Source organism: Methanomethylovorans sp., from assembly GCF_041305605.1.
In the GTDB taxonomy this organism is placed as follows: domain Archaea; phylum Halobacteriota; class Methanosarcinia; order Methanosarcinales; family Methanosarcinaceae; genus Methanomethylovorans.
Genome location: NZ_JBFYLB010000118.1, coordinates 1 through 12,043 on the forward strand (window position 1 = coordinate 1; position 12,043 = coordinate 12,043).

General features: G+C 44.0%; 9 protein-coding genes. 6 read left to right on the plus strand and 3 right to left on the minus strand.

Annotated elements, in window-relative coordinates; all coding sequences use genetic code 11:
• The first annotated feature begins 187 nt into the window (after window positions 1-187).
• The 5 genes from corA (at window position 188) to ACCM36_RS07580 (ending at window position 6,712) form a co-directional block, all read left to right on the plus strand.
• Window positions 188-1,273 carry a magnesium/cobalt transporter CorA gene (gene corA / locus ACCM36_RS07560; protein ID WP_370573142.1) on the plus strand — a complete coding sequence of 362 codons (1,086 nt, stop codon included), beginning with the start codon at window positions 188-190 and terminating at the stop codon, window positions 1,271-1,273.
• A 29-nt stretch (window positions 1,274-1,302) separates the two neighbouring features.
• A complete protein-coding gene (locus tag ACCM36_RS07565) occupies window positions 1,303-2,025 on the plus strand; it encodes a DUF432 domain-containing protein (RefSeq protein WP_370573143.1) in 723 nt (240 codons plus the stop codon).
• Window positions 2,022-2,897, plus strand: a complete 876-nt coding sequence (locus ACCM36_RS07570) for a mechanosensitive ion channel family protein (RefSeq protein ID WP_370573144.1) — start codon at window positions 2,022-2,024, stop codon at window positions 2,895-2,897. Before ACCM36_RS07565 ends, ACCM36_RS07570 begins: the two co-directional genes overlap by 4 nt.
• A 54-nt stretch (window positions 2,898-2,951) precedes the next feature.
• Window positions 2,952-3,974 (plus strand): DUF21 domain-containing protein, encoded by a 1,023-nt coding sequence (locus tag ACCM36_RS07575; RefSeq protein WP_370573145.1) that lies wholly within the window; start codon window positions 2,952-2,954, stop codon window positions 3,972-3,974.
• Window positions 3,975-4,126: 152 nt separating this feature from the next.
• Window positions 4,127-6,712, plus strand: coding sequence for an S-layer protein domain-containing protein (locus ACCM36_RS07580; protein WP_370573148.1), 2,586 nt, complete (start codon window positions 4,127-4,129; stop codon window positions 6,710-6,712).
• A 55-nt stretch (window positions 6,713-6,767) separates the two neighbouring features.
• Here the strand turns inward: ACCM36_RS07580 and ACCM36_RS07585 are convergent, their stop codons facing one another.
• The 3 genes from ACCM36_RS07585 to thiC form a co-directional block, all read right to left on the minus strand.
• A complete protein-coding gene (locus ACCM36_RS07585) occupies window positions 6,768-9,470 on the minus strand; it encodes a cation-translocating P-type ATPase (RefSeq protein WP_370573149.1) in 2,703 nt (900 codons plus the stop codon).
• Between the two features lie 43 nt (window positions 9,471-9,513).
• Entirely contained in the window at window positions 9,514-10,155 is a 642-nt protein-coding gene (locus ACCM36_RS07590) for a MarC family protein (protein WP_370573150.1), read from the minus strand.
• A 125-nt stretch (window positions 10,156-10,280) separates the two neighbouring features.
• Window positions 10,281-11,558: a phosphomethylpyrimidine synthase ThiC gene (thiC, locus tag ACCM36_RS07595; protein WP_370573151.1), complete on the minus strand. Its 1,278-nt coding sequence runs from the start codon at window positions 11,556-11,558 to the stop codon at window positions 10,281-10,283.
• A gap of 180 nt (window positions 11,559-11,738) precedes the next feature.
• On the opposite strand from thiC, the gene ACCM36_RS07600 reads away from it, so the two are divergent.
• On the plus strand, window positions 11,739-12,043 hold a 305-nt coding region (locus ACCM36_RS07600), incomplete at its 3' end, for a DUF5658 family protein (RefSeq protein WP_370573152.1).

The window sequence follows — 12,043 nt, forward strand, 5'->3', positions numbered from 1 at the left end:
CATTCTGTGCACGAAAACGACCCATCTTGGGATCAATGGACATTTAGTTAACATATATAAGGTATTAGAGATCTTATTTTATTATTATAGTAATAAAAAGCATTATTAGTAATATCGAATAATTTTAACAAAACATTACATGCATTGATCCGACAATTAACATCGTTAGCTTGAGGAAAGGTAACTAATGTCTAACAGATTTGTAAGGCGGGCTTCCGAAAAGTTCGGCCTGCCTCCCGGAACTATCGTCCACGTAGGAGACAAACGGACAGAAACAGTAAAAATAACAGTAATTGATTACAGTAAGGACCATTTCCAGACAAAGGAAGTATCAGATATCGAAGAAGTATTTCCCTTCAGAGACAGTCCTTCTGTAACGTGGATAAACATAGATGGAATACATGATGTAACCGTTATCGAGCGCCTGGGAACTCATTTCAGTATACACCCCCTTGTTCTTGAAGATATTCTTCATACCACCCAGCGCCCGAAGATAGAGGACTTTGAAGATTATATCTATGTAGTTCTGCGGATGTTTTATTACCAGGATAAAACGGATGAACTAGACAATGACTCGGAAATAGTATCCGAACAGGTAAGTCTTATCCTTGGCCGCAATTTCGTAATATCGTTCCAGGAAGCAGGAGGCGACACCTTTGATCCCGTACGCATGAGGATAAAGAACTCAAAGGGACGCATACGCGAGATGGGGGCTGATTACCTTGCATATTCCCTCATCGATTCTATAGTTGACAACTATTTTGTGATCCTGGAGAAACTGGGCGAGAGAATAGAATTACTGGAAGATGACCTGCTTGATAATCCTACACCTGACACTCTTGAAGAGTTACATGTTTTGAGAAACGAGATGATATTTTTACGCAAATCCGCATGGCCTCTACGCGAAGTCTTAAACAACCTTTTAAGGGGCGAATCGTCCCTTATTACTAAATATGCACAAATATATATTAAAGATGTATACGACCATACAATACAAGTGATGGATACCATAGAGACATACAGAGACATGCTGTCCGGAATGCTGGACATATATCTGTCCAGCATTAGCAACAGGATGAATGAAGTGATGAAGGTGCTTACCATTATCGCTACCATATTTATTCCATTGACGTTCCTTGCAGGAGTGTATGGTATGAACTTTCATTATATGCCCGAACTTGCGTGGAAATGGAGTTATCCGGTCCTGTGGTGCATCATGGCAGCAATAGGCATTTTCATGGTATCCTATTTCAGAAAGAAGAAATGGTTATAAGTAATGAAATACTTCTTTTATATTATTTCATGGAAATTATTATGTTCGGAGTATATGAATCCCCTTTTAATATGGAAATTGAAGATGTTTCCATCTCAGTGGAAATACATGAGAATTCCCTTATATATCGAAGATGGGGCAGCCTGGGGAGCACAGAAAAATTACTTTTACAGGAATCATGCAGTTTTCTGCTCAACCCGATAGAACCGGTCAATATGCCTAAACGGCTTACTCATTTCTTACTGGTGGATTTTCAAAAAACAGTTATCCTTGAGCCGGGTGCTACAAGGAAGGTCTACATCACTTTTCCTATAGAAGTAGGAGTTTTTGTATCTCATGAGAAGGAAGAATTTGAACTCATCGATATTTTTTCTTTTGCAAGGCTCAAGTATACATTATATGGTGTTCCAAGCAATGGAATAATCTGTAAATATTGGAAAAGCGATGTGTCCCTGTCTCCCCCGGATACAAATCCTCTGCATACAGGCTATATCGATCTGAAGATAGTTAATGATACAGACCACATGATAGAGATCAACAAGGCTATATTCAACGCTTATGGTATGAAGATCTACTATGAAGAAAATAAAGTTGTAATGAAAGCAGTAATGAAAATTCCAAGCCGAAAGCTAGCTGAGACGGAATTCATTCACTGCCCCGGAAAAGGCAGGTTCAAGAAGGCTATGGAACTCTACGTATCATCCAAATTAAGGGTAAGTGGAACCAAATGCATCATGGAGTATGGCCTATGAACAACACGCTGAATGATACGGCATTTAGTTCATTGTCTGGCTATTCGATCCTCTTTTTCAGAATAACTTTCGTAGCTTCGGTCGTAATTATTTCAATTATTGCCGGAAAGGTCTTATCCATGTATTTGATGAGAGTTCTGCAGGATAAGATGGACAGGAAACAACTGAGCATGCTGCTCAAACTTATGCGCTACAGTTTCATCTTCGTAGCCACTGTCTTTTTTATACTTCCGTTTATGGGAGTAGAGTTATCAAGCCTGCTTGTTGCAGGAGGTGTTCTGGGTATTATTCTGGGTATCGCAGGCCAGAGCATTGTTGCAAACCTTATTTCCGGGATATTTCTGACCCTTGAACGGCCAATAAAGATAGGGGACCAGGTGAACATTGATAATAATGCAGGTGTAATTGAGGACATTACTCTTATCTCCACTATCATAAGGACTTTTGATGGACTATACGTGCGTTTGCCTAACGAGAAGGTTTTTACCAATAACATCACAAATTACGCCGCTAATGTAGCAAGAAGATTTGAATACTTAATAGGGATTACATATGACAGCGATGCTGACAAAGCCATCGGAATAATCAAAGGCATCATAGATGATGATCCGATAGCTTTTAAAAATCCTACTCCTACCGTCTTTGTGGATAAACTGGATGATAATGCGGTCAATATCTTCGTAAGGATATGGGCGCCTTCCACAGAATGGTATTCTGTTAAGACCAGACTGCTCTGGGTCATTAAAAAGACACTGGAAGAAAATGGTATCAAGGTCGCCTTACCACATCGTACTGTCTGGTTCGCTAATAGCATACCGGCAAATGCCGTAGAAAGCGGAGAAAATGGAACTGTCATTTTTCCGAATCAATGATGTAGCTGTAGCACAGATTTTTATATCATGGGAACAGGATAAAAGATAATTCACATGGTTATAATAACGTTGTTTCTCATCTTATTATGTTTATTCCAGTCTGCGATCTTCTCTGGCCTTACTATCGGCTTGTTTGGCCTGAGCAGGCTTCGGCTTGAGGTAGAGGCTGAACTTAAGAACTCGTTTGCTGTGAAGGTAATTGAACTGCGCACAGACTCCAACTTATTGCTGGCCACGCTTTTGTGGGGCAATGTAGGAGTTAATGTGCTCCTAACATTACTGACAGATTCGATAATGAGCGGAGCTTCAGCATTTATATTCTCAACTTTTCTGATAGCCTTTTTCGGTGAGATCGCACCTCAGGCCTATTTTTCCCGAAATACAATGAAAGTGGGTTCTTATCTTGTTCCCTTGATCAAATTCTATAGGTACCTTCTGTATCCAGTGGCCAAACCTACGGCTCATTTACTTGACCTGTGGCTGGGAAAAGAAGGAGTCATGTATTTCAAGGAAAGAGCTATGAGAGTCATGATCGAAAAGCATATGCTTTCTTCGAGATCAGATATCGACCGTATCGAAGGGCTTGGTGCGCTCAATTTTCTTTCCATTGACGACCTAAACATAAAAAATGAAGGCTCAGTGATCCATCCTGACAGTATGATCCACCTCCCTTTCAAGGATGGATATCCGGTATTCCCACATATGGAAAGAAGATCCACGGATCCCCTATTACATCAGATAGCTCTGTCAGGTAAGAAATGGGTCATAGTTGTTGATGAGAAGGAAGAGCCTTCTGTGGCTCTCGACTCAGATGCTTTCCTTAGGGCAGCCTTCAACACCGAAAAAGTGTTTCACCCTCTGGCGTATTGCCATCATCCAATAATAGTGCGCTCATCACAGGAAAGACTGGGAGATGTGCTCAAGAGGCTTAAAGTCTATCCCATCGACTTGGAGGACGATGTTGTGGATGAAGATCTTATCATCTACTGGAACATAGATGACCCGGATAGGCGCATCATTACAGGTTCGGATCTGCTGGGTAGGCTTCTGCGGGGTATAGTGGTAAGAGTGGAATGAGAGCCACTACACATCACCTTGTGAAACAGTCTGAAGCTATTGCTTTTGTATATATTTTCATATTACCCGGTTATTTTTAACGGAAAAAACCTATATACTGTTAAAATAATACTATTTTTGCAGATAGTAAATGTTGTAGGAGTGAGAAAGATATGAAAATCAGAATACTGATAGTCACTTTACTTTGTCTGGGATTGTTCTGCGCAACAGCCACTGCGGCAGCTAACAATTCGACAGGTAACAGGATATGGGATGCTTCCCAGCAACCCTCACTAGAATATTCATGGACACCTCTTAGTTATTCAGGTTTCTATTATGACCTGAACTCAGGAGAAGGTTCTGAAATGCTGACAGTTAAACTGGACAGTTATTCGGACAGGTCCATTGAAGAAGATGATCTTGTGTATTCCACAAGACCAATTGAAACTGATTTTGAACGTGATGAGTGGGGTTCGTTCCAGATAATTGGTTTCATGGCAGAGCGATACTTTGCAGGCTATTCTGGCAATACTGCCTTTGCAGATGAAGGTAGCTTGATAGCCGATGGCCAGCTTGCAAAAGTACTCATAAATGATGATGATGAAAAATCATTGTTCACCGGCTCATCACTGGTCCTGCAGGAAGGATATGTACTGGACGTAACGGAAGTTGATCTTAATGGGAATAAAGTGTTCATTTCCCTCAAGAAAGATGGTGTACAAGTGGATAGCACCGTAATTGCTGCTAATCAGGATTATATTTACGAGACAAGGCTCGGTTCAACCGATGATTTCCCACTTATAGCAGTACATCTGGATACCATATTCAGGGGAACTGAGAGCAATGCGGTCTTTGTAAAAGGTATCTTCCAGGTATCTGACAGCTATATATCCGTTAACGGCGGCGACAGATACGGGCGAATGACTGTTGATACAGTGGCTCCTGAAATAATCACGATGTCAAATCCTGATGTCATAAACCTTAATGCAGGCAGGACCATTAATATAATGGGAAAGCTGAATTTTGTTGTTGCTGATGACACAGTGCTTCGTTTTGCTCCTGTGGTCGACATGACGGAACCGGGAACATATGAATTGCGTGGTTCAGTAGCAGATGGAGCGTTCAACTGGACTTCACTGAACTTCGAAGGGTTCTACTACAATATAGATGAGGGCATAGGTACCGAGTCACTGGAAGTAAAAGCTCTTAACGGCAGGACAATAGGTGCTGATGACCTTGTGTATTCCACAGATGCTCAGCAGGTGAGTTTTGACCATGCCGGCTGGGGAAATTTCGAAGTTATAGGCTTCCTTGCGGAAAAATACTTCGCCGGTTATCCGGATAACACATTCACCGGGGCCATTAGCATGGTTTCCGGGGGCCAGCTTTCAAAAGTGCTGATAGATAATGATGATAAGAAATCTGTCTACCCCGGCTCGGCACTGCAGCTTGAAGAAGGGTACGTGCTTGAAGTGGTCGAAGTAGACCTTAATGGTAACAGGGTACGCGTTTCACTTACAAAGAACGGTGAAGAAGTTGATACATCTATTCTTGGATCTAACACGGACTATGTTTACGAAACAGAACTTGGTTCTTCTGATGATGTACCCCAGATAGTCGTCCATTTCAATGAGATCTTCAGAGGGCGTGAGCTTGATGCCATCTTTATACAGGGCATTTTCCAGATATCTGAGGACTATATTTCCCTTGAGGGTTCCGACCGGTTTGGCAGAATGGAAGTTTCCAGCATCTCAGATACCGGTATAACTCTGGAGAACAGGAATTCCATCTCACTCACCAAGGATAACGTGATCGATATCATGGGAGACATTTCTATCAAAGTGGCAGATTCGGATACATTGAGATACTATCCCTTTGTAGAGACAACAACATCTTCATCCGAACAATTAACCATAGAAATGCCTGCCACTGCCATAGCAGGAGAATCGGTGGATATCAACGTAACATCCCAGGGTGCAGGAGTTGAGGGCGCGGTTGTCAAGTTCGACAATGCTGAGAAAGGAACGACATCAAACGAAGGCGTACTTACTGTCGCCTTGAACGAGACCGGAACTTTCAAAGTAACTGCAGAAAAGGAAGGTTATGTCACAGGTACTCTGAACATTGAGGTAATATCTGCAGAAGACGCCACAAAGAAGCTTGAAATAGAAGTAAGTCCCGAAACGGTGTTCGCTGGAGATGCAATATCCATCTCTGTAAAGAAAGCCATTGGAGGCGAACCCGTGCAAGGAGTAGTACTGTATTATGATGGCAGCGCCATAGGTAACACTTCAAACGACGGTACAGCATCATACACACCAAAAGATGCAGGTATACATAAGATAAGGGCTGAAGCAAACGGTTTCCTTGCGACAGAGCTGACCTTTGAGGTCGAAGCTGCAGAGAACATGTTTGAATACTCCGATCTTGTGGTCGATCCTGCTACAACTGAACAGGGCAAATCTGTGACCGTCAGTGTGAACGTTAAGAATGCTGGCACTGCTGCAGGACAGGTAAAGGTGGAATTGCTTCTGAACGGCAATGTAACCGATGAACAGAATGTTTCCCTTGCAGCCGGAGAACAAAAGACAGTGGAATTCACTGCAACCGGAGACCAGCCCGGTACGGTCAATGTACAGATAGGAGATCAGCAGGGAGCATTTGATGTAACGGCAAAGACTCCTTTTGTAGGAATAGTTGCAACCTTTGCAATAGTGGTAATGGTTGCTGTATTCAGAAACCGTAGGAACAGAGAATAAATTAGTGAGTGAGGATAGGACAATCCTCACTTTTTCTATCTTTTTTACTAATTGCTTAATTTCCGATTTTCAAATTCTTTCTCACACCCAATTTAATTAGTTCATCTATGAGCAGCAATGCAATACCAAAAGGAATTGCCAAGAGTATGTACTTTAAAGAAATGGGCGCTGTGTTGAACACTGCATTGACCAGAGGATTAAAAACGATAAAACCAAGTATTGTCAGTTCACTGGCTATGCCGAGAAGTATCATCTTATTTCCGAAAAACCCTTTTGTAAGTACAGATTGCCGCCTTGTGCGGGATGTAAAAACATTGGCTATCTGACAGATGATAACAGCAGCAAAGAAGGCTGTGATGGCCTGCATGTAAAGCGGATCGGTAAACGGCAAGGCCTGTCCTAAGTTCCAGCCACCATCCCGCAGCACAGCAAAGTAACAGAAAAATCCGGCTGCTGCTTCAATAGGACCTTTGATACCATAGGATGTAAAGAGTACCTGGCGTGTTAGTAGTTTCTCATCCTTTGATCTTGGTGGACGATGCATAATATCACCTTCGCCCCTTTCTACTGCCAGAGCAAGTGCAGGTAATATATCCGTACCCAGATCAATAGCCAGTATCAGCTGCACATTCATGGGCAGGGGCAGCGCTAGTAACACAAAGGCGATAAAAGGCAATATTTCAGGTACGTTGCTTGTAAGTATGTAGGCAATGAACTTCTTGATGTTATCGAATACAGTACGGCCTTCTTCTACCGCATTGACAATTGTCGCGAAATTGTCATCCAGCAACACCATGTCTGCTGCTTCCCTTGCAACATCTGTGCCGCTTCCCATGGCCACTCCCATATCAGCATTTTTCATAGCAGGTGCGTCATTGACACCATCACCTGTCATAGTAACTATTTCACCGGCAGCCTTGAAAGCCTGGACTATCTTGAGCTTTTGTACAGGTGATGTTCTGGCAAAGACAATGTTTGGAGCTTTGAGTCTCCCTGCTAGTTCCTGGGTGGACAGTTCAGCGAGTTCAGAGCCTATAATGATCTCAAGCTTCTCATCATCGTCGCAGAGCCCTACCTTGCGGGCTATGGATCTGGCAGTGATCGGATGGTCACCGGTTATCATAACCACTTTTATCCCTGCCATGTGGCATCTGTGAATAGCCTCCTTTGCTTCAGGGCGAGGTGGGTCTACTGCACCTACAAGTCCCAGGAAAACGAACCCATCTTCACATTCCTGCACATCTTCGACTTCCCTGAAGGCCAAGGCAAGCACTCTTTCACCTGCTTCTGCCATGGCAATATGCTCATCCATGATCATCTCGGCACTCTTTTCATCAAGAGGCAGGGTACCATCCACTGTGAGTAGCCGGCTGCACATATTCATGACAACTTCAGGCGCACCTTTCAGGTAAGATTCCATTGTTTCTTCCGGGGTGGAACAAATGACCTGCATCCTTTCTTTCTTCGAATCGAAAGGATATTCCTGTAGCCGCGCATAGGCGTGCTTCAGTTCTTCCTCATCAGTGAACTGATTAACGTACACTAACAGAGAACCTTCCGTTGGGTCCCCTTTATATCCAGGTGATTCGGCTGTGATCCTTGAGTTATTGCACAGGCCGGCAGCTCTAATAAGAGGGTCGGAGGGTTTTTGTTTTTCTTTGATGTGCAGATAGCCTTCGCCTGTAAAGACCGAGTTCACAGCCATCTTGTTCTGGGTAAGCGTACCGGTCTTATCGGTGCATATCACAGTGGTGGAACCCAGGGTCTCCACAGATTCGAGCTGTTTGATGAGCGCATTTCTTTTTGCCATTCTTCTGGAAGCAAGGCTCAGGGCGAGAGTGACTGTGGGCAGCAAGCCTTCCGGAACATTTGCCACAATTATTCCGATAGCAAAAATAAGGTTCAGCAGGAAAGTATCCTGCACGAAGAACCCTACTAAGAAGAAAGATATACCTAAGAAAATAGCGATCGAAGAGATAATCCTTATAAAACGGTTTAGTTCCTTTCTTAAAGGAGTCTCTACCGATGAAGTGCGTTTAGTAAGGAGTGCCAGACGACCTATCTGAGTGTTTGCTCCTGTGCCTAGAATGATAGCTTTACCGTTCCCGGTCTGTACAAGTGTGCCAGAGAAGACCATATTCCTGCACTCAAGTATATTAGGATGGGTACACTCCAGAGAACGCAACTGGGGTTCAGCCTCTCCGGTTATGGGTGAATTATCTACCTTGAGGGAATTCACCTCTATGAGTCTCCCATCGGCAGGCACTTTGTCCCCTTCTTCGATTAAGATCACATCCCCGACAACTATGCCTGAGGCAAGTATTTCTGCTATTTCACCGTTCCTTAGAACCCTGGCTTTCGGAGGTATTAACTGGCGAAAGCTCGCCATGATCTTTTCCGCCTGGTATTCCTGGATGAACGTGAAAGTACTATTAAGGACCACAACAACAAGCAGTGCTATGCCAATGTACATATTTCCCTGACCGGGAGCAAGCCACTCTGCAATAAAAGCAAGTAATGAACCGACTGTAAGCAGGATAGAAAAGAAATTCCAGAACTGTTTCAGGTACTTGTGCAGAAGACTTTCCTTTCCGGTATCTTCTAGCACATTTGCCCCGTGTTCTGCCAGCCTTTGGATAGCTTCTTCCTGCTTCAGTCCCGACTCACTGCTGTTCAAACGTTCTAACAATTCATCAAGGGATACCTGATGCTCATCACCCTTTACCTGTGGGGGATGTTCTCTGGTTCTTCCATCCATCGTAAAGAACTATTTGTCGAACCTTACTTAAAAGGATAGGCCCTCAGGTTACTGAAGAGAGAGTGGTATACACGTTCCAGATACCTGTTGTCACAAAGTCTGCAGCCAGTGCTGCAAGGAAAAGGCCCATTATCCTTGTAAATACCAGCATGCCGGTATACCCTATATACTTATAGATGCGCCTGGAGAACAGGAATACCACCAGACACACAAGGAATGTGAGCAATATGCTGAGGATGACCAGGAACTTCTGCACCATGAGATCAGTACTTCCCACAAGCACAATGACGGTGGTGATGGCTCCCGGACCAGTCAACAGTGGCAAAGCAATAGGGAATATCCAGATATCAGAACGATCCTGTGATTCACTGATCTCGTTCTCAGTGATGCTCTCCCGGGATACTTTTGCGAACATCATATCCAGTGCTACGTGGAACAGCAGGATGCCACCGGCAATGCGCAGCGAATCAACAGTGATCCCGAAAAGGTCCAGCATCATCTTACCGGTAATAGCAAAGAAGAGAGCTATAATGCAGGCAAGGAAAACGGCTCTTTTTGCAAGGATGTTCTTTTCCTCAAAGGTCAGGCGGCTGGTAAGGGATATGAAAGTGACAACTCCACTAATGGGATTCACTATAACGAAGATCGAAATAAAAGTGTATGTGAGAAAGGCCAGGTCATCCATTTTTGATCTACATTGAAGTGTTGTTGTTCAGACTGAGATCCTCTGTACGCATCATCACTTTAGATTGCCGCCGAACAGATAAAAGCCTTATTCTTACAATAAAGGCAAGTAAAGGCCGAAGATAATTATTCTTCTTTTGACAGGGCCTTTTTTACTATCTTCATTGCGCACAGATCCCCGCACATCGAACAGGCATCGCTGCCGGTCACACGGCTTTCCCTGATACTGCGCGCACGTTCTCCGTCAATGGCCAGCCTGTACTGTTCTTCCCAATCAAGTCTGTGGCGTGCATGTGACATCCTGTCATCCATTGCACGTGCCCTTTCTCTTTGCCCTTCTTTTGCAATGTCTGCTGCATGTGCCGCTATTTTTGTGACGATCGTCCCTTCCCGTATGTCACTTACCGTTGGCAGTGCCAGATGTTCCGAAGGCGTGGTCATGCACAGGAAATCCGCACCATACATGCCTGCAAGAGTACCGCCGATGGCACCTGTTATATGATCATATCCCGGGGCTATATCAGTTACCAGCGGGCCAAGGAGATAGACGGGAGCATCAAGGCACAGGCTCTTCATGGTTTTAACACATGTCTCGATCTCATTCACCGGTACATGTCCCGGACCTTCGACAAAAGATTGCACATTCGCAGCACGTGCCCTTTTCACAAGTTCTCCCAACGTGACGATTTCAGTGAACATTGCTCCGTCGGATGCATCATGGATACATCCCGGCCTCATGCCATCCCCAAGGCTTACAGCCACATCGTGCTCATAGGCTATCTCGAGAAGGTAGTCGTATTCCGTATAAAAGGGATTATCTTCCTGATTATGCAGCATCCATGCAAGAGTGAACGCACCGCCACGGCTTACAACTTCAGTGATCCTCTCTCCTTTTTTGATCCTTTCCAGGGACTCGAGGTTAACACCTGCATGTACCGTGACAAAATCCACTCCATCCCTTGCATGTTTCCTGACAGCATTGAACATGTCGTCGGATGTCATATCCACAACTGCTTTCTTAGATGATGCCGCCTGGTATATAGGTACAGAACCTATGGGAATATGCACGGCTTTCATGATCATGGAACGTATGCTGTCCAGATCCCCGCCTGTGGAAAGGTCCATGAGCGCATCGGCACCGAACTTTTCTGCAGTGCGCGCTTTTTCGACCTCTTCTTCTACATTGATGTAGTCCCGGGAAGTACCGATGTTCGCATTGATCTTAGTGCTCATGTACCTGCCAATGCCCACCGGCTTTGAATCCCTTGCAGGGTTATCAGGTATGGCAATGATGCCTTTTGCCACACAGGAACGTACAAGGTCGGGATCGATACCTTCTTTTTTAGCTACTTCCTGTATCTGGGGAGCTAGTATCCCCTTTTTTGCATCTTCCATGAGTGTCATTGTTATTCCCGTATGAGCATGAAGATAAAAGCCTTTTGCTGGCCTGAGACGGTCTATCAAAAAGACTGTATCATCATAATGAGTAGTATTATACACATTGATATAGATATTCTTATATAGGTGGCTGCAGAGTTATTCATAGCTGCGTGTGAAATGACGCGGTAAGGTCGCGGTGGTACGATGACCCAGAGTGTTGAAAAAAGTTCATTAGTTTACGGTGTGGATCTTTACAGATTCCTGAAAGATATAAAGTTCGTCTTATTATTCTATGTAATAGGCGATCTGTTGACCACTATATATGCCATAGAAACCGGTCTTGCACAGGAAGGTAATCCGGCTGTATCCACATTTGCCTCTATGCATGGACTCTACAGCATCGTACTGTTCAAGGTATTCTTTATGCTGGCACTGCTGGGAAGCTATGCTTATATAATACGTTTCTCTGCAGGAAAAAAACATGATCAAACCTTCGTATGGGATGCACT

Coding starts and splice junctions, on each gene's coding strand:
- corA (WP_370573142.1), top strand. CDS start 188: ATGTCTAACAGATTTGTAAGGCGGGCTTCCGAAAAGTTCGGCCTGCCT.
- ACCM36_RS07565 (WP_370573143.1), top strand. CDS start 1,303: ATGGAAATTATTATGTTCGGAGTATATGAATCCCCTTTTAATATGGAA.
- ACCM36_RS07570 (WP_370573144.1), top strand. CDS start 2,022: ATGAACAACACGCTGAATGATACGGCATTTAGTTCATTGTCTGGCTAT.
- ACCM36_RS07575 (WP_370573145.1), top strand. CDS start 2,952: ATGGTTATAATAACGTTGTTTCTCATCTTATTATGTTTATTCCAGTCT.
- ACCM36_RS07580 (WP_370573148.1), top strand. CDS start 4,127: ATGAAAATCAGAATACTGATAGTCACTTTACTTTGTCTGGGATTGTTC.
- ACCM36_RS07585 (WP_370573149.1), bottom strand. CDS start 9,470: ATGGATGGAAGAACCAGAGAACATCCCCCACAGGTAAAGGGTGATGAG.
- ACCM36_RS07590 (WP_370573150.1), bottom strand. CDS start 10,155: ATGGATGACCTGGCCTTTCTCACATACACTTTTATTTCGATCTTCGTT.
- thiC (WP_370573151.1), bottom strand. CDS start 11,558: ATGACACTCATGGAAGATGCAAAAAAGGGGATACTAGCTCCCCAGATA.